Source organism: Maribacter hydrothermalis, from assembly GCF_001913155.1.
Classification (GTDB): domain Bacteria; phylum Bacteroidota; class Bacteroidia; order Flavobacteriales; family Flavobacteriaceae; genus Maribacter; species Maribacter hydrothermalis.
The window spans coordinates 3,149,924-3,167,711 of the sequence record NZ_CP018760.1; the positions used below are offsets into that span (position 1 = coordinate 3,149,924).

The 17,788-nt window shown below is 37.6% G+C and carries 16 protein-coding genes and 1 pseudogene; 6 read left to right on the plus strand and 11 right to left on the minus strand.

What is annotated here, in order from left to right:
• Positions 1-135: 135 nt before the first annotated feature.
• From BTR34_RS13595 to msrA, 3 genes are all read right to left on the minus strand, one after another.
• Positions 136-1,464, minus strand: coding sequence for a Gfo/Idh/MocA family oxidoreductase (locus BTR34_RS13595; protein ID WP_068486335.1), 1,329 nt, complete (start codon positions 1,462-1,464; stop codon positions 136-138).
• A gap of 3 nt (positions 1,465-1,467) precedes the next feature.
• Positions 1,468-2,844, minus strand: a complete 1,377-nt coding sequence (locus BTR34_RS13600; protein WP_068486336.1) for a 3-keto-disaccharide hydrolase — start codon at positions 2,842-2,844, stop codon at positions 1,468-1,470.
• Between the two features lie 77 nt (positions 2,845-2,921).
• Positions 2,922-3,629 (minus strand): peptide-methionine (S)-S-oxide reductase MsrA, encoded by a 708-nt coding sequence (gene msrA, locus BTR34_RS13605; RefSeq protein ID WP_068486338.1) that lies wholly within the window; start codon positions 3,627-3,629, stop codon positions 2,922-2,924.
• Between the two features lie 687 nt (positions 3,630-4,316).
• Between msrA and BTR34_RS18810 the strand changes: the two genes are divergently transcribed.
• The 3 genes from BTR34_RS18810 to BTR34_RS13615 all read left to right on the plus strand — a co-directional run bounded on the left by BTR34_RS18810 (position 4,317) and on the right by BTR34_RS13615 (position 5,640).
• A complete protein-coding gene (locus tag BTR34_RS18810; RefSeq protein ID WP_157493043.1) occupies positions 4,317-4,496 on the plus strand; it encodes a hypothetical protein in 180 nt (59 codons plus the stop codon).
• Between the two features lie 270 nt (positions 4,497-4,766).
• On the plus strand, positions 4,767-5,003 hold the full coding sequence (locus BTR34_RS13610) for a hypothetical protein (protein ID WP_068486343.1): 237 nt from the start codon (positions 4,767-4,769) through the stop codon (positions 5,001-5,003).
• A 397-nt stretch (positions 5,004-5,400) separates the two neighbouring features.
• Positions 5,401-5,640, plus strand: coding sequence for a hypothetical protein (locus BTR34_RS13615; protein ID WP_068486345.1), 240 nt, complete (start codon positions 5,401-5,403; stop codon positions 5,638-5,640).
• Here the strand turns inward: BTR34_RS13615 and BTR34_RS13620 are convergent.
• On the minus strand, positions 5,637-6,377 hold the full coding sequence (locus tag BTR34_RS13620; RefSeq protein ID WP_068486347.1) for an arylesterase: 741 nt from the start codon (positions 6,375-6,377) through the stop codon (positions 5,637-5,639). The two genes, BTR34_RS13615 and BTR34_RS13620, sit on opposite strands and share 4 nt — an antisense overlap.
• A 62-nt stretch (positions 6,378-6,439) precedes the next feature.
• On the opposite strand from BTR34_RS13620, the gene BTR34_RS13625 reads away from it, so the two are divergent.
• From BTR34_RS13625 to BTR34_RS13635, 3 genes are all read left to right on the plus strand, one after another.
• Positions 6,440-7,129: an ABC transporter ATP-binding protein gene (locus BTR34_RS13625; RefSeq protein ID WP_068486349.1), complete on the plus strand. Its 690-nt coding sequence runs from the start codon at positions 6,440-6,442 to the stop codon at positions 7,127-7,129.
• A 47-nt stretch (positions 7,130-7,176) separates the two neighbouring features.
• Positions 7,177-9,678 carry an ABC transporter permease gene (locus BTR34_RS13630; RefSeq protein ID WP_068486556.1) on the plus strand — a complete coding sequence of 834 codons (2,502 nt, stop codon included), beginning with the start codon at positions 7,177-7,179 and terminating at the stop codon, positions 9,676-9,678.
• A gap of 176 nt (positions 9,679-9,854) precedes the next feature.
• Positions 9,855-10,565, plus strand: a complete 711-nt coding sequence (locus BTR34_RS13635; protein ID WP_068486351.1) for a GntR family transcriptional regulator — start codon at positions 9,855-9,857, stop codon at positions 10,563-10,565.
• 100 nt (positions 10,566-10,665) lie between these two features.
• Here BTR34_RS13635 and BTR34_RS13640 read toward each other — a convergent pair whose 3' ends face one another.
• From BTR34_RS13640 to BTR34_RS13670, 7 genes and pseudogenes are all read right to left on the minus strand, one after another.
• Positions 10,666-11,625 (minus strand): phosphotriesterase family protein, encoded by a 960-nt coding sequence (locus BTR34_RS13640; protein WP_068486354.1) that lies wholly within the window; start codon positions 11,623-11,625, stop codon positions 10,666-10,668.
• A 7-nt stretch (positions 11,626-11,632) separates the two neighbouring features.
• Complete coding sequence (locus tag BTR34_RS13645) at positions 11,633-12,991, minus strand: FAD-dependent oxidoreductase (protein ID WP_068486558.1); 1,359 nt, start codon at positions 12,989-12,991, stop codon at positions 11,633-11,635.
• Between the two features lie 4 nt (positions 12,992-12,995).
• On the minus strand, positions 12,996-13,781 hold the full coding sequence (locus tag BTR34_RS13650; RefSeq protein WP_068486356.1) for a sugar isomerase domain-containing protein: 786 nt from the start codon (positions 13,779-13,781) through the stop codon (positions 12,996-12,998).
• A pseudogene (locus BTR34_RS13655) lies at positions 13,778-14,707 on the minus strand (ROK family protein). The gene BTR34_RS13650 and the pseudogene BTR34_RS13655 overlap by 4 nt, the downstream one beginning before the upstream one ends.
• Before the next feature lie 3 nt (positions 14,708-14,710).
• Positions 14,711-15,496 carry an SDR family NAD(P)-dependent oxidoreductase gene (locus BTR34_RS13660; RefSeq protein WP_068486560.1) on the minus strand — a complete coding sequence of 262 codons (786 nt, stop codon included), beginning with the start codon at positions 15,494-15,496 and terminating at the stop codon, positions 14,711-14,713.
• Between the two features lie 5 nt (positions 15,497-15,501).
• Entirely contained in the window at positions 15,502-16,077 is a 576-nt protein-coding gene (locus tag BTR34_RS13665) for a gluconate 2-dehydrogenase subunit 3 family protein (protein WP_068486358.1), read from the minus strand.
• Positions 16,078-16,085: 8 nt separating this feature from the next.
• Complete coding sequence (locus BTR34_RS13670; protein WP_068486360.1) at positions 16,086-17,783, minus strand: GMC oxidoreductase; 1,698 nt, start codon at positions 17,781-17,783, stop codon at positions 16,086-16,088.
• Positions 17,784-17,788: the final 5 nt, after the last annotated feature.

Here is a 17,788-nt window from a genome sequence, read left to right on the forward strand (position 1 = left end):
GTAAGATTAATAGTACTATGCTATAGGAATCAAATTTATAATAAATTAAGAACAACCTGCTAATTCTTGTATGAACTAACAGGTTGTTGTTATAATTGATGCACAAACCTTAATTAATCGGTAGTGTAAAAATTTTTAAAGTGTAGGCTCCCACCCTTTGGCATAGGTTCGTTTCCAAGCCTCCATTGCTTTTTCGTTATTGAGTACTTTTCCTGTGTTTATATCAATTTTTAAGGTCTCTCCTGCATCTTGAGCCATATTTCCTAAATGACATAGCATTGTAGATATACTTGCATCTTTAATGTCAGCATTAAGGCTCTTATCTTCTCGAATGCCTGCAAAGAAATTACCTATATGGTTGACATCTAGTTGTCCTTCGCCACGGGTATTAGTGGTTGCACTTACAGCACCCTCGAGCTCTTCTTTTAAAAGATTTCCATCTAAATCGTAAAGTTGATAAAAATTACGGTCTAACATAATGCTGCCCTTACTTCCGTAAATAGTACTTCCACGACCTGGCCGCGTTGGTTTTAACTGGCCTCTACTATGTCCTGTCCACGTTAAAAATTTATTATTGGCAAAAGTATAGGTTACTTGCTGGTTGTCTACAAATTCCCAATCATCTTGAAAAGTATACTTCCCTCCAAACGAGGTAACAGTTTCTGGCAAATCTACACCTAAAGCCCAACGGCAAATGTCTATTTCATGAGTGCCGTTATTATGAACTTCACCGGTACCCCAAGTTCTAAACCAGTGCCAATTGTACGGGTGAATATTATCTTTGTAATCTTCTCTCGGCGCCGGTCCTTGCCACAAATCCCAATCTAAAGTATTGGGTACATCTACGACATTTCCTTTTCCTATTGACCCTCTGTTGTTCGTATAGTATGCCTCGCCTTTGTAGACTTCACCAATAATACCTTCTTTAATATCCTTAATTGCACTTATAGAAGTATTTGCAGATCGTTGTTGGTTTCCCATTTGTACCTTTTTGCCATATTTCTTTTGAGCTTCAACCAATAAATCATTTTCATAAGGATTATGGCTACAAGGTTTTTCAACATAAACATGCTTACCTGCTTGTAATGCTAGTATGGCCATTGGTGCATGCCAGTGTTCTGGTGTGGCAATAAAAACCGCATCGACATCTTTATCTTCAAGAACCTTTCTAAAATCTTTCTCTGTTTTAGGTATGTAGCCAATGTTTTCCTGACACCACTCATTATGCTCTTTCAAAATGATATCATCAACATCGCAAGAATAAATTATTTTGGCATTATTATCTTTATGAATAGCCATTACATGTGCTTTTGCCCTACTTCTTACCCCAATTATAGCACAATTAATATGGTCATTAGCGCCAAGAATGTTAGCGTATGAGCTGCTAGGAAATACAAGCCCGCCTAATGTCACTGCGGCAGTACCTGCTGAGGTTTTTTTTATAAAATTTCTTCTAGTAGTCATAACTTATTCTTTAGTAATTGATTTTATCTTAATGTTTTTAAAAGAAACCTCATCTCCATGGTCTTGTAAAAGTATATGTCCTTTTTCGGCTTCACCGAAATTTGGCCATTTGGCATACTTACTTTCAGATACCAATTTACGGTAGTCATCACTACTACGCTCATATTCCAAAACTTTCATTCCATTTAGCCAATGTTCAACATGGTTGTTTTTGGATACGATATGAGCGGTATTCCATTCCCCAATGGCATTAATAGGCTTATTTACATTGGCCTGTATTAAATCATAAAGCGAGGATACTGTACGGCTACCTTCATGACTTCCTAATTTTGCATCCGGGTGTTTTTCATCATCTAAAATTTGATATTCTAAACCAATTGATGAACCAGGGCCTTTATTTATATCAGTATCAACATAATATTTTATTCCACTATTAGCGCCTTCCGTTATTTTGAAATCAAGCATTAGCTCAAAATCACCAAATACTTCTTTGGTAACAATATCGCCGCCAGCTGCAGATTCTTCTCCGCCAGATGATAAAACAGTTAATATACCATCATTGATTTCCCATCCATTATCTGGAAATTCATCTAAACGTGCTCCTCGCCACCCATTAGTGGTTTCACCGTCCCATAGCATTTTCCAACCATTTTTAGCTTCGTCTACACCTAAATTATTCTTGGTTATTATAGGCTTTAATGGACTCTTTCGTGAAAATTTCGAAAGATCTTCTGTTAAGATTTTAATGTTCTTCCAAATAATATCTGTGCCATCTTTTTGCTCATCAGAAATACTATGCACTTGTAATGCAATAAAACCTTTATCTGTTTTATCATCAATTAGGTAAGCTGCGGGTACGTCATTAATCCAAGTTTTTAAAGTGTCTCCAATAGCCTCAATTCTATAATGGTTCCAGTCGTTTTGTTTAAATGCTTTTTGAGCTTCAGGATTATCTGTCATTGGGTTTAACCACCCTCTTCTAGCCTCATCATAAATTCCCGCACTCCATGCTCTATCAGATGGGTCTATTTCTATTTGATATCCATGAACTCTACCATCTAAATAATGTGGCAAACTATTACTTCTAATCTGTATTCCAGAATTCATACTAGGGTCTACTTTGTAATCTAATTCTAAAATAAAGTCACCGTACATTTTCTCGGATGTCATAAAAGAATTTGGGGTATTGTGTACAGTCGTACCTTTTATTGTATTATCATTTACAGTATATGTAGCTTCCCCCCCTAATTGTGTCCATCCATTTAACGATTTACCATCAAAAAGTGATATCCATGGTGTGTCATCTTTTGGTTCTTGTTTGCAGCTGTAGATTGTTGTTAATACTACTATACATAATAAATGGTTGATTTTCAGTTTCATTAGTTAGGTGTGTTATTATTTATAAAAAAAGCGCCCCAATTGGGACGCTTGAAGATAGTAATTTTTTGGGAGATCTTTTAATGGGCACTCTTCTTTAGATAATCTCCAAAGTTTTCTTTAAACCTGTTTAATCTTGGTATAGATACATTTTGTATATATGAATTATTTGGGTTATTCTTTTCATAATCTTGATGGTACTCTTCGGCCTTGTAGAAAATGGTAAATGGAGTAACTTCTGTGGTAATTAAGTCGTTGCCATATACTTTTTGGTCTTTTAGGACTTGCATATACCCATTTATAATCTTCTTTTGCTCTTCGTTCTTATAGAACGCTATGGAGCGATATTGCCTTCCTTTATCCGGTCCTTGTCTATTTAATTGGGTTGGATCATGTGAACCAAAAAAAACTTGTACTAATTGTGTAAAAGATATTTCTTTTGGGTCGTAATATACTTCAACAGCCTCTGCATGGTCAGTTCTACCATAACCGACATCTTCATAAGTAGGGTTCTTTTGCTTACCGCCAGAATAACCCGAAATTACTTCTTTAACACCTTTTACACTTTCGAATATGGCCTCTACGCACCAAAAGCATCCGCTAGCAAAATATGCTGTTTCATAATTGCTTAATTGTTGTGGACTTAACTTAATTTCTTCTTCAATTTCTTTATGTTCAATTTCTACTTGTACAGCACTTTCAGAAACTGAATTTTTCTTAGCATTGGACTGGCAACTTGTTGCAAACATTGTTGCAGAGCATAGCAAAGCAATTTGTAATAACTTCATAGCAATTTTCTTTTAGCAATTTGTAGGTAATTTACAAAGACCTTACGAGGAAAATGGTTAAAAAGTGTTAACTAGTTTCTTGTATACTATAATTTAATTCATGAATTCATTTCTTAATGTGTTACAATCTCATGTTGCTGTTCCTAATTAGCATTTTAGAAAGGTAAATTCAAATATAACAATATGTACCCTTACCTTTTTAAGAGTAATAATGAGCTGGCAAATATGAAAAGTATAGATTATAATGCATGCCAAAAGTATATATTTAAGTTTTTACATAAAAAGAATGGTGTAATTGCTTATGGTGGATATATAGAAGAACGTAACCTATAATTTGATAAGGAAAGTTTTTCATCTAATCCTAAGTCTTTTAGGAATGTTGATATTGGAATCGATTAATGGTGCAAAGTTTGTACAAAGGTTATTGTTCCTTTAAATAGAGAGGTACATAGTTTTAAACATAATGTCATTGAAGGTGATAATGATTCAACAATTATATTAAAACACTTTTTAAATAATACGAGATTTAGAACATAACCATAGGGACTAACCTGGGGTCTGTGTTAAAGAACCATTAGCTTTTTTATAAAGAAAACTGCCCGCATCCAAATTTTTTATTGAAGTTGATAACTTTAGGTAGTTAGCACATAGATCATGGTACAAAGTAATAAGTTTGAAATTTGAAAAGTGAGAATTGACATCTTATTGAATAAGTTGCTTTGTAACAGCTTGTATTTAGTTCGGAAAATTAACTTTACGGACAACGGACAACGGACAACGGACAACGGACAACGGACAACGGACAACGGACAACGGACAACGGACAACGGACAACGGACAACGGACAACGGACAACGGACAACGTAAAGCTAGGTTTAATTTAAAATTGATTTTGAATTTGCGTTTGTATTAGATTTAAGCGCTTGAACTTGAGATTTAAACTCATACTTTCATTGCGACTATCGATTAACGACATCAAAAATCGGTAAGGTGATTTTATGGTAGGTGTCGTTTATCGACAAGATTTTACACTTAAACTGAGCGCGTGTATAATATCGAATAAAATGTGTTTTTCAGCGATTCATGACTTAGTGAAACAAGGACTGTGGCGTTCTATTAGTGTAACAAATGCAAGTCATGAAAACAATAATATCAATCATCTTCATCATCTTCTTAAGCTTCACTGCCCAAGCACAAAACACTACTGAGGAAGTAAAAATTGAAACTATTGAAATGACAATTGTTACAGAAACAAATTATGTGTTAAACTTAGAGACTAAAACAGAAGTAGCTCGTTTATACAAATCTAAAAACTCAAGAATTAAAAGAGATTTAAATTTTGTAACCAAAGCTAACAGTGCTAAAATAGCTTAATTGTGAAGATAGTATAAGGTATTGAATATTAAGTAGGGAGTTCTAAGTGAAAAGTAGAATAAAGAAAAAGTCTTTTTTAATTCATTTTTATTTAGCAAAGTTAGATTTCTATATTACGGACAACTAACTTTTAATTATCAGATTTCTTACATAAACAGCACTTCCCCCGTATTTACTTATTAAGAATAATTTTTTTGTAAGAAAAAACTTAATAAATCGATGAAATACATCGTTTCTGCAAATTAAGTGTTTAAATTTTGTAGGAAAAAGGACTACAAAATTTGGTAATACATCGAAAAACTATCTTTTCATCGTAAAAACCATACCTCTTATCGAATTAGAAATACGTTTACTTACAAGTAGTGGGTTATCTATAAACCAAATTTACCTACTTATTATGCGTACTATTATCTTTTTATTCCTTGTTATCTGTTTGGGAACCCAGTCCCAAGCTCAACAGCAATTACCATTAAAAAAAGTTCAGACTACTGTGATGCCTATTGCCCTTATTACAGTAAAATCTAACTTAAATCCTCAGGGTTTTCAAACAGCTGCAAGGTTTTTTAAAGTAAAGAATGCACGGGTTAAACAAGCGCTTCTTTTTAAACCAAGAGTACGATTACTGTTTTTTGCCTAGTTAAGAGCTTCAATAGATACTTCTTCATTTACCTCTGTCTTTTGAAGAGGTAAAACAATAGTCTTTAATATTTCCCAAACATTGTTGGCGACTATTTTTTGTCCCTCGGCAGTTGGGTGAATTCCATCCTCCAAATTTAAACTTGGTATCCCTGCAACTCCTTCCAATAAAAATGGAATTAATAGTATATTGTTAGATTCAGCTAAAGCGGGATACATTTCCTTAAACTGTGCCGTATAATCTTCACCCATATTTGGCGGTATTTGCATTCCTGCCAAAATTATAAGAGTCTCAGGGTTTTTTTTCTTCACCATATCAATCATACGTTGAAGATTATTCATTGTTTCTGAAATGGGTATTCCTCTTAACCCATCGTTAGCGCCTAATTCTAAAACGAAAATATCTACTGGTTGATTTAGAACCCAATCTAATCTATTTAATCCTCCAGAGGTAGTTTCTCCACTTAATCCAGAGTTAATTACATTATATGCTAACCCTAAAGAATCTAACCGTTGTTGAATTTTGTTTGGGAAACCTTCTTTGGTATCTAAGCCATACGCCGCAGTTAGGCTGTTGCCGTAAAACAAAATTACTTTCTTATCGGTATCCAATACTACTTTTTGAGTGGCATTTTCTTCATTAATGGAACCGTCTGTTTGCTTTTTTTCAGGGTTTTCTCCACAACCAATTAGTACAAGAGCCAATAAAAAATAACGAAACTTTAATACTTTCAACATAGTCTTTGCTTATTAGATTCAAAATCATTTAGTTAATTTGTTAGCTTGAAGCAAAATGATTTATGACAAAGATATTAAACGTACGAAATCTAAAAAAGACGTATACTAGTGGATCTAAGAATTTGACAGTTATTGATGATATTTCTTTTTCTATTGAGGAAGGTGATACTTTTGCAATAGTAGGACCTTCGGGTAGCGGAAAAACGACATTATTAGGACTTTGCGCAGGACTAGATGAAATTAATGACGGACTAATAGAACTATGTGGTGAAGATTTAAGTATGCTGAACGAAGACCAACGCGCACTTCTAAGAAATGAGAAAGTAGGATTTATTTTTCAAGATTTTCAATTACTACCAACTTTAACGGCTTTAGAGAATGTAAGTGTCCCTTTAGAATTGCAAGGTGCTGCAAATGCTACCAAAGAAGCGATGGATCTGTTGGCCAAAGTAGGACTTGCCGAACGACATAATCATTATCCTTCGCAATTATCTGGTGGCGAACAACAGCGTGTGGCATTGGCTAGAGCATTTTCAAATAAGCCTTCAATTCTTTTTGCAGATGAACCTACGGGTAATTTAGATGAAGAAACGGGTGAAAAGGTTATTAAATTGTTATTTGATCTAAATGCAGAAATGGGTACTACTTTGGTTATAGTAACCCATGATTTGGAATTGGCTAAACTTAACCAGCATATACTTCGGCTTAAAGGTGGTAAAATAGTAATTAATGAAACTACCATACTATCTTGAGCAACTTACAACGTACATCAAAAGCAGATTATAAGTGGCTATTAAAAATGGCTTGGCGAGATGGCAAAGCAAGTGGTAAGCGCTTACTCTTGTTTATGGCCTCTATTATTATAGGTATTGCCGCAGTTGTTTCTATTCAATCATTTAGCGATAATCTTACGGATAATATTGGGCTGCAGTCAAAGGCGTTAATGGGCGCAGATTTTCTAATAGATAGTAACCAACCTGCAAATGAGCGGGTGGTAGAATTAATGGATTCTATTGGTGGTGCTGATGCCAAAGAGGTAAATTTTGCTTCAATGGCTGCTTTTACAAAAAGTGGGGCCACTAAATTAGTTCAAGTACGTGGTATAGAAGGCGGTTTTCCTTTTTATGGAGAATTAGAAACGGACCCAATTAGTGCTGCCAAGGAATATCAAGATAAAGGTGGTGCCTTAGTAGATGCAACCGCCATGCTACAATATAATTTAAAACCTGGTGATAGTGTAAAGTTAGGTACTACAACTTTTTCCATTATCGGCGCATTAGTTACTGCTCCCGGTAGTTCAGGTATTGGAGCAACAGCAGCGCCTCCTATTATAGTGCCATTCCGTTTTATGGAACAAAGTGGTCTCTTGCAAAAAGGAAGTCGCTTAGGTTATAATTATTATTTTAAAAATCCTAGCATAGATTTAAAAGCTTTAAATACTAAAATAGACCCCTTATTAGATGCCGAGAATGCCGATTTAGATAGTCATATAGACACTAGTGAGCGTTTAGGAAGACGTTATAGCAATGTGGCTAGATTCTTAAATCTTGTAGCTTTTATTGCTCTTCTTCTTGGGTGTGTTGGTATAGCAAGTTCCGTTCATATTTATATTAAGGAGAAATTAAAATCTGTTGCTGTTCTTAAGTGTATTGGTGCAACCCGTAAACAAACCTTTTTAATTTACTTAATTCAAATTGCAGGTATGGGATTGTTGGGTGGTTTAATTGGAACCGTTATAGGGTTGCTATTACAGCAAACTTTTCCACTTATCCTACAAGAATTTCTGCCCTTTGAGGTTGAAATTTCAACATCGTTCCAATCCATTTTTATTGGGTTGTTATTGGGTGTTTTTATGTCAGTTTTGTTTGCTCTGTCTCCATTAGTCAATACTTGGTTTGTTTCTCCTTTACAAGTGTTAAGGGTTCAAGAGAATACAAGTAAAAAATCGCGACCATACCAAATATGGGTTATTGTAGCTATTATTTTTTTCGTGTTTCTTTTTGCGTATTGGTTATTAGGTAGATGGACTTATGCGGCGAGTTTTGTAGCAGGTATTTTAGTAACATTTTCCATATTGGCAGGTGTTTCTATGATATTTATGAGGTTGATAAAACAAAATTTTCCAAAATCTTGGAGTTTTTCGGCAAGACAAAGTTTGTTGAATTTATACAGACCAAACAATCAAACTGTAGTGCTAATTTTAGCTATTGGTATTGGAACTTTTTTAATAAGCACTTTATACTTTACTAAAGATTTTTTACTGGCTAAAACTGCTTTTGAATCTAATAGTGAAAGTCCAAATTTAATATTGTTTGATGTTCAGACAGAACAGCGGAATGATGTGGCGAATACAATTAAGCCTAAGGGGTTACCCGTGATTGACAATATTCCAATTGTAACCATGCGAATGATAAGCATTAAAAACCAAAATGTAAATGATTTAAGGTTAGATAGTACCAGTCAAGTAAATAAATGGATTTTAAACCATGAGTTTAGAACCACTTATAGAGACACAATGATTGCTTCTGAAAAATTAATTGAGGGGGAGTGGATACCAACAGTAGAAACAAATGCTAAGGTTATTCCAATTTCGTTAGCAGATAATGTGGCTAAAGATGCGCTAGTAACTCTTGGAGATACTATTTCATTTAATGTTCAAGGTAAATTGATGACCACCGTGGTTGGCAACATACGGCAAGTAGATTGGGCACGTATGCAACTTAATTTTTCAATTGTTTTTCCAAAAGGAATTTTAGAAAATGCTCCTCAATTTCACGTGCTGACCACTAATGCACCTGACAAAAAATCTTCAGCAAACTTACAGCGAGAATTGGTTAAAAAATTTCCCAATGTCTCGATTATTGATTTAAGACAAGTAGTTACACTAGTTGAGAATATCTTGGATAAAATTTCATGGGTTATCACATTTATGGCATTTTTCAGTATTCTTACGGGCATAATTGTATTAATTGGCTCTGTTCGAAATAGTAAATACCAAAGAATTCGAGAAAGTGTTTTATTAAGAACCCTTGGCGCTCAGAGCAATCAAATTTTGAAAATTAATTCTTTAGAGTACCTGTTTTTAGGTGTTTTAGGTAGTGGAGTAGGGGTGTTACTTTCTTTAGTAAGTAGTTTTTTGTTGGCATATTTTGTTTTTGATACGCCTTTTGTTCCGTCATGGATACCATTTTTAGTAGTTTTTCCCGGTATTGCCGTTTTGGTTCTGTTTATAGGTTTATTTAATAGTAGAGGGGTATTAAATAGTCCGCCATTACAAGTGCTGCGTAAAGAAGGAAAGTAACGGTAATCGCAAACCGAAGTATTTGGTATATAGAATGTCTATTTCATCATATTTTTTACCCATTTTGATAACAACTATTAGAATCGCTAAAGTATGAGCTGTGGTTCAATTTATTCAGATGTTGCAAGGTTTTGTAAATTATACAGGTATATTTATTCAGTATTAAAAATCAATCATTGAAAGAACCTAAGAAATACCATATTATTCAAGAGTATATAAAAAAAAGGATACAAGGTGGGGAATATGCCATTGATAGTTACCTACCTTCTGAAAATGATATTTGTAAAAAATTCGGGACTACCAGAACAACAGTTAGAAAAGCGCTGGATGAACTTCTAAAAGAAGGATTTATTGCAAAAGAACATGGCAAGGGTAGTAAGGTAATTGCACGAAGAAAGTCTTTGGGTCTTTTGACCATCAAAGGTTTTTCAGGGGCAATTGATTACGAAGTGGATACGATATTAACGAAAAAACCAGATATTTCAACGTGGGATCCGGTAATTGCCTTTGCTTTGACCGAAGAGGAAGAACGTTCTGCATGTGTATATTTTCAAAGGGTTCGTCATATTAACGGCTCGCCCGTTGTTTTAGAAAATAATTGGTATGCGTTAAATGCTCTAGAAATGATAAAACCCGACGATTTTATTGATGGGTCTTTTTTTAAAACCTTAAGTCAAAAGTATTTTATCGAAGTAATGGGTGCCGAGCAAGAATTACGCGCTATTACTGCTTCAGAAGAAATAGCGAAATCACTCAAAATTGCTACGGGAGACCCTATTCTACATATCTCCGTAAGGTTCAGAACAAGTAAGCCAAATTTAAATCTATATGGAGATCTGTACTGTAAAACAACCGATTATCCCATTCGAAACACCTATTTTGGTTAAATTGGTTGCTCGATTATCGCGATTTATATGTTCTGAGGCTTCTGTCGAAATTAAATGTTAAATTTATTTTTAATGACTCGATGGCTTTCCCTGAGGTTATTTACAGTGTCCTAAAAAAAGAATATAACTGTTGTGGATTCTCTATAAACAAGTTATTATAATAGTGTTCAAGTCCTTTTGATTGTAAGAATTTTGGAATTTCTTCAATTAAATAATTTAAACCGGGTTGGCCGCCATAACTTTTCCAATAGGCATTTTTGGCCATGTCCATTCCCAAAGTAATCTGATTCGGATATTCTGGTAAAAGATGTTCCAATAACAAAAACGTATAATTGGGTTCCTCTTTTTTCCATCTAAAAGCACTGTCATACTCAACGCGTACACCGGTATCTAAGACCGCTCGGTTATAATCCACATCTTTTGCCCTATCTACATGAGATAGCACAATATGTTCTGGGCACGCCCCAAGTTGTATAAATAGTTTGGCCTGTTCCAGCGCATGCCTTCCAAAATTGGTATGTGTCAAAATGGGTACGCCTGTGGCCAAATGGGTGTTGACCACAGCCCGGAAAATTTTTTGCTGATGCGGAGTAAAAGGCTCGTCACCGGTCGCCAGTTTAATCAAGCCTGCTTTGTGGGTAGTTCGTTCAATAATGGGTCCGGAGTAATCAAATTTATCTACACCTTCCACAATGTCAGCTATAAAGAGGTCGGTAAGTTGGTCTTCGGAATATTGATATCGCCAATGTGTCTCCGGATAATACATTTCTAGATGGATTCCGGTTGGAACGATAATGTTCACACGACTATTTTTGCTTACCTCGGCCAATAGCTCCACATTTCTGCCTGCATTGGCGGGCATGGTATCTACCACCGTTCTACCACCGGCCGAAAAGAAATTGCTTAGTTCTTCAGAGATTTTATCGGAATCATTGAGTAAAAATCCGGGATTTTTTCTCGTAACAAAACAATCATCAATAACAATGTGTTCGTGCGAATAGGTAAAACCCATTTCCGAACTCGGCATATCCCTTAAAACCGTTCTAAAAAATTTGTGCATGATAAACCTAGTTATTTGACCATCCGTTACGTGAAATATCCGCTATTTTTTCAGGAACCTGTAAAATACCTCCAATTTCTATAATTTGGTCTTGTAGTTTCTTAATAGGAATGTTTTTTGCATCGTGATCTTTTTGTAAGGATATGAATGCTGCCAGGCCAGCGGCTTGGCCCATACTCATTGTTTGCGCCATAGATCGGCACGATGCATGTGCGTCATGCGTAGCGGAAAAACAACGCCCTACCACCCATGTATTCATACTATTTTGAGGGACAATGGTGCCATATGGAACGCCATAAGCACCACCGTTAGGCACATATTGCCAAAATGTTTCAGAGCTGCCATCATCTCCCTTTCGATGATCTTCTATAGGTGCGCCACAAAGAAAAATTTGGTCATCGAATTGTTTTGCGCCCATACAATCCTCTTTTGTCAAACGGTAGTTGCCATACACCCTTCGCGTCTCCCTAACTCCTATTTGGTTCGATAGCCCTATGATTTTTGCGTTCTCATATCCTGGTATTTCACTCCTAAAGAAATCCTCAAAAATAAAGGATTGCCGCCGCCCTTCTATTTCCGCTTTGGTAATTTCCTCAACATTTAGCGGGTCAAGGTCTACAACTTTTACCGCCACCGTAGAAATACATTTTGGCTGACACATTTCGTGGGCAGAACCTTCTTTTCGCGGTAGGGGATGTGTACCTTTTTCAAAGGCTTCCGCCATTCTTTGCTTCAACATCTCTTTTCCACCCGCCTTTTCGTAACTGGCGTGGTCTACATTCGAAATCCTAAAAGTAGTGGTCATGCTTTGTGCGGGTTCGTTATCGCCTGCCTTTTCATAAGGGATATTAGCCCAATGGCAATAATCGGCATCGCCAGTGGCATCAATGACACGCTTGGCAGTTATAGTAAAAAAACCGATTCCTTTATGGAAAAATACACAGGTAGAATATTCCCCAACACTTTCAACACCTACCAGAGTAGAATGATAATATAGGGAAATACCGTTTTGGGTCAATAACATATCCCAAACGTGTTTTAGTCGTTCTGGATTATAATTTACTCCTGTGCCTGCACCATAGGTATTCGGTCTAAGAAAAATGTCACCTGTACTGTTCAATGAATTTACGATTGTGTCCGGAATGCCACCCACGATCTTGCGGGGGGTATCAGAGGGCGTAAAGAAACCGTAGAAGGTATCGAGCATCTGGGTAGAGGTACCTCCTGGAAACCCATATCGTTCCACCAAACTTACTTTAACGTTGCCCCTAGAGGCAGCTAACGCTGCTGTTGAACCCGCACTACCACTACCGATAACAAGTATGTCTGTATTGAATTTTTTCGAGATAGAAGCGTTAAAATTCATATAGTTATTTTTTATTTCCAATATTCTGATACAATTTTGCCATTAAATGGGCATGCTCATCATAAGCGGATTCAAACAATTCTACCGCCCTTTGCTCACCAACGATCTTACCACTGCTCAGTACCTTTGGCGATTTACCGTTTTCGTGCAAGATTTTGGCAATTTCAGCTTTTAGGCAATTGATCAATAAAACACCGCCTAAGGTAGATCCTGGTGCAACGGGCGAATCCAAGCCATCTAGATAAATCATGGCATCTCCTAATGGAGCACCTGTGTCCAAGACGTAATCTGCGAAGTCGGTCAATTTTTTGCCGTCACTTTTCTTCGAGGTGCTACCTTCTAGATGGAGGCTACTGACCAGTGCCACCACTTTAATACCTCTTTCTTTAAACTCCTCCGCCATCTCAATAGGGACTACATTACAGCCACTGGACGATATGATCAAAGCGGTATCTTCTTTACTAGTATCAAAATTCCTCATGATCTTGGCCGCGAAACCCGGCACATTTTCCAAGAACATGGCCTGTCGTTGACCATTGGCACCCACGACCAAATTGTGAAACGATACCGAAAGTTCCACTATCGGATTGAATCCGGGAAATGAACCATACCGCGGCCACATTTCCTCGACCATCATTCGACTATGGCCCGAACCGAATAAATGGACCATTCTGCCCGCTAAAATAGACTTGGCGAATAGTTTTGCCACTTCTTGTATTTTGGACTCCTGTTGGGCTACTACCGATAAAATGTCACTTCCTTTTTCTAAATATTGCTTTGTAACGCTCATTTTAAATTTTTATGATTGATTGTTTTGGCAAAATATGCGGCTCCTATCGCTCCCGCATATCCACCTAATTTTGCTACTTCTACGGGTGTCCTGTATCCTCCTGGTCGCCATTCATAGATGTCCATATATTTTTTTAAGGGAGTTATAAGGGCGTTTTCCGCTCCTGCCGAAATACCGCCTCCTAAAACAATACATTCAGGCGCAAGAATATTAGTCAATGATGCCAATGCAATAGCCAGTTTTTCAACGGATGTTAACCACCATGTTTTTGCCTGTTTATCGCCCTTAATATAGGCATCGACCAATTGCCGGGTATTTTCATACGTTCCTTGGGTTCGTTCTATTATCGAAAAATTGCCCATGGCGTGCTCTAAACTTCCAGGAATATTGGTCATGGTTGGGGCACCGTTATATTGAAGGCTCATATGGCCTACATGACCCGCGCGTTGTAGATGGCCTTGGTACAAGGTACCGTCTATAATAATGGCTCCACCAACTCCTGTTCCTAAGGTCAGCATTAAGAAATGTTGAATACCTGAAATGCGATAGAACGTTTCGTATTCGGCCAAACCGGCGGCGTGACCGTCATTGATGACATAAATGTCCTTGCCAATTTCCACCGACCAATTATAATGTTCGATGCCTTTCAAACGCTCTGGCATGGTCACTATCATTCGGTTTTGTCCATCAACAAGTCCCGGCGCTGAAATCGCACATTTTAAATTACGGGAATTTGCCATGGTATATTCCTCGTTTTTTTCTTGAATTAACGTACTGACCTTTTTTTTTCAAAGACCTTGTTGTTCTGCCGTATCATTGGTCGGTAAATCTGCTTGCTCTAGTATATTGCCATGGTCGTTCAATATCACCCATTTTATTTTTGTACCACCGATATCGATTCCTAAGTATACGTCATCTATTTTCATGTCTTACTGGTATTGGCCCTCGCTTAAGGTCCAGCCGCCATCTACCGCTAAAACCTGACCGGTTATAAATTTTGAATTAGGGTGTAAGAACATTAATACCGCGGTATTGATATCTTCTGATTCTCCAGGTCTGCCGCCGTCCAAGGGTTGTTTTGTACGTAGAAAGTCAAGTATATCTTCATCTTCCGATGCTCGTTTGGCCATGGGAGTACTGAACAAACTAGGGGCGATCACATTAACCCGAATATTTTTTTCGGCATAATAGGCGGCTATCGATTTTGAAAAACCGATAATGGCCGATTTTGCAGCGGCATAGGCATGGGTGACAAAATATTTTGGAGAAGGGGAATATCCTAGCACAGAGCCCATATTTAAAATAACGCCTGGCGTTTTCTGCTCCAAAAAATAATTGATCATGGCTTGATTTGAAAGCATCATAGATGTAAGGTTGAGTTCCATGGTTTTGTTCCAACCTTCAAGGGTTAGTTGATCTAAAGGACCATCGCCCCATTTTCGTCCACTACCGCCGGCGACATGAAAAAGGCCATGAATGGTACCAAAGGTTTCATGGGCCATTTGTATTGCTTTTGCCATGGTCTCGGGTTTGGTAGCATCCGCTGAATAGACCAGGGCATTGCTTCCTAATTCGTTTTCGGCATTTTCGCAACTTTCTTGATTTCTTCCAATTGCCAAAACTTTTGCCCCCTGTTCAATAAGCGCTTTTGCTGCGGCGAAACCCATACCTGTGGTACCGCCCATTATAATATATGTGGTGTCTTTAAAGTTCATTTCGCTTATATTGCCCAAGGTTTATCGTACTTTGAATAAGGAATACAAGACTCAAATTTACCCGGAATGGGTACATAATTTCGGGCTTCCATCATGCCTATTTTAGAACTAAAATATCCAGATATCGTTAAGTTTTTTAACAAGGAAAAATAGTGGACGGGAACCTTCTCTAGCCCCTCCATCGTTAGGTAGTAAGCTTCCGCTTCGTTCTGTATGGTGTATAAAAGTTCTAATTTTTGTACATCCTCTATGGTGGTGAAACTTTCGCCATATGTTTGCGAGGCTCTTTGATCTAGTTCGTTGATACCTTCTACGAATAGTTGTTGATCTTCGGGTGTCATGCAATCTTCATACATTAAAACCATATAGGAACCAATATTGGCAGCTTTCGCACCTGGTACGGCATCTGTGGTAGGGATAATTGTTTCACCGATTTCATCTAATAGCGGACTATCGGATGCACTGATCGTGGTTCTTAGCGTGGGACGGTAGCTGCAACTTTGTACCAATGAAACAGCTGGTATTATTAGTAGACCACCGGTTCCTAAGGATATTCTGTTTAAAAACGTACTTCTTTTCATTTGTTCGCTTAAATGTTCATTTTTTTTAGTTCGGATACAGCAAAATCCGCTGCACGGGCGGTCATGGCCATATAGGTCAAGGATGGATTTTGACAACCACTGGAGGTCATACAGGCACCATCTGTCACAAATACATTTTCTGCGCCCCAAACTTGATTATTACCATTTAATACGGAGGTCTTGGGATTACGCCCCATACGCGCCGTACCCATTTCATGTATGTTCAGTCCTATATTTCTGAATTCTTTTTTGTCGGTAATATTTTTGAATTTCATTTTGTCGAGCATTTCCATGGCGGTCGTGATCATATCTTGCGTCATTATATTCTCGTTCTCTTTATATTCAGCCTCTATCTCCAACAAGGGCATTCCCCACTCATCTTTTTTGTCGGTACTTAGTTTTATATGGTTGTCGTGATAAGGAAGACATTCTCCCATACCGGTTAATCCAAATTTCCAAGGTCCCAATTGTGTAAGGTCTGTTTTTAATGCAGTACCCAAAGCTGTTTCACTTAGTTGGCTATAAGGAGCTCTGGAGCCACCTCCTGCATAGGCGTACCCTCTTTTAAAACGCTTTTGTTGGTCATTGCCAACATTTCTAAAACGAGCCAAATATGTACCCGTAGGCCTGCGGCCCGAATAGTATGAATCTTTAAAACCATCAAATTCACCTTCTACTTTACAATTGTAATTATGGTCCATGAGGTTGTGGCCTAGTTCACCAGAATCATTTCCCATACCATCAGGAAAACGGTCAGATCTTGAATTCAACAATAATAGGGTGGAGTTTAGGGTTGATCCGTTTACAAATATAATCTTGGCATAATACTCTATGGTCTTCTTGGTCGTAGTATCGACTATGCGCACCCCAGTTGCTTTCCCGGTTTCGTTGTCATACAGAATGGTTTGTGCCACTGAAAAAGGGCGTATGGTCAAATTTCCTGTTTTCTCCGCTGCGGGCAGGGTCGATGAATTACTGCTGAAATACCCTCCAAACGGACAACCGCGGCTACATAAGCTTCGATATTGGCAAGGTCCGCGACCCATATGACGGGTGGTAAGGTTTGCCGTTCTTGAGATCACCAAATGCCTATCGTCATAATGTGTTTTTAAAGATTCCTTGACGTGTTTTTCCAAACAGTTCATTTCCATAGGCGGTAAAAATTCACCGTCAGGAATGACCGATAGTCCGTCTTTATTGCCACTGATACCAGCAAATTTTTCTACATAACTATACCAAGGCGCTATATCCTTATAGCGAATGGGCCAGTCTACCGCAATACCCTCCTTGGCGTTGGCCTCAAAATCAAGGTCGCTCCACCGTTGGGTCCACCGTGCCCATAGTAAGGATTTACCGCCTACCTGATAGCCACGTATCCAATCGAACGGTTTTTTTTGTTCGTACGGATGTTCCGTATCTTTTACGAAGAAGTGTTCGGTAGCCTCATTAAAAGCATAACACCGGCTTACAACAGGATTTTCATCTTGTATCTTTTGGGGTATCGTTCCGCGGTGTTTAAATTCCCATGGGTTCATACTGGCTGTGGTGTAATCTTTAATATGTTCAACCATTCGGCCTCTTTCGAGTACCAAGGTTTTTAGGCCTTTTTCACAAAGTTCTTTTGCGGCCCAACCTCCACTAATGCCCGAGCCGATTACAATGGCGTCATAGGTGTTTTCCTCCGTTCCTTTTCCGTTAATATACATGTAGA

Excerpts from the sequence above, each read along its gene's own strand:
- BTR34_RS13595 (WP_068486335.1), bottom strand. The coding sequence starts at position 1,464 with ATGACTACTAGAAGAAATTTTATAAAAAAAACCTCAGCAGGTACTGCC.
- BTR34_RS13600 (WP_068486336.1), bottom strand. The coding sequence starts at position 2,844 with ATGAAACTGAAAATCAACCATTTATTATGTATAGTAGTATTAACAACA.
- msrA (WP_068486338.1), bottom strand. The coding sequence starts at position 3,629 with ATGAAGTTATTACAAATTGCTTTGCTATGCTCTGCAACAATGTTTGCA.
- BTR34_RS13610 (WP_068486343.1), top strand. The coding sequence starts at position 4,767 with ATGAAAACAATAATATCAATCATCTTCATCATCTTCTTAAGCTTCACT.
- BTR34_RS13615 (WP_068486345.1), top strand. The coding sequence starts at position 5,401 with ATGCGTACTATTATCTTTTTATTCCTTGTTATCTGTTTGGGAACCCAG.
- BTR34_RS13620 (WP_068486347.1), bottom strand. The coding sequence starts at position 6,377 with ATGTTGAAAGTATTAAAGTTTCGTTATTTTTTATTGGCTCTTGTACTA.
- BTR34_RS13625 (WP_068486349.1), top strand. The coding sequence starts at position 6,440 with ATGACAAAGATATTAAACGTACGAAATCTAAAAAAGACGTATACTAGT.
- BTR34_RS13630 (WP_068486556.1), top strand. The coding sequence starts at position 7,177 with ATGGCTTGGCGAGATGGCAAAGCAAGTGGTAAGCGCTTACTCTTGTTT.
- BTR34_RS13640 (WP_068486354.1), bottom strand. The coding sequence starts at position 11,625 with ATGCACAAATTTTTTAGAACGGTTTTAAGGGATATGCCGAGTTCGGAA.
- BTR34_RS13645 (WP_068486558.1), bottom strand. The coding sequence starts at position 12,991 with ATGAATTTTAACGCTTCTATCTCGAAAAAATTCAATACAGACATACTT.
- BTR34_RS13650 (WP_068486356.1), bottom strand. The coding sequence starts at position 13,781 with ATGAGCGTTACAAAGCAATATTTAGAAAAAGGAAGTGACATTTTATCG.
- BTR34_RS13660 (WP_068486560.1), bottom strand. The coding sequence starts at position 15,496 with ATGAACTTTAAAGACACCACATATATTATAATGGGCGGTACCACAGGT.
- BTR34_RS13665 (WP_068486358.1), bottom strand. The coding sequence starts at position 16,077 with ATGAAAAGAAGTACGTTTTTAAACAGAATATCCTTAGGAACCGGTGGT.
- BTR34_RS13670 (WP_068486360.1), bottom strand. The coding sequence starts at position 17,783 with ATGTATATTAACGGAAAAGGAACGGAGGAAAACACCTATGACGCCATT.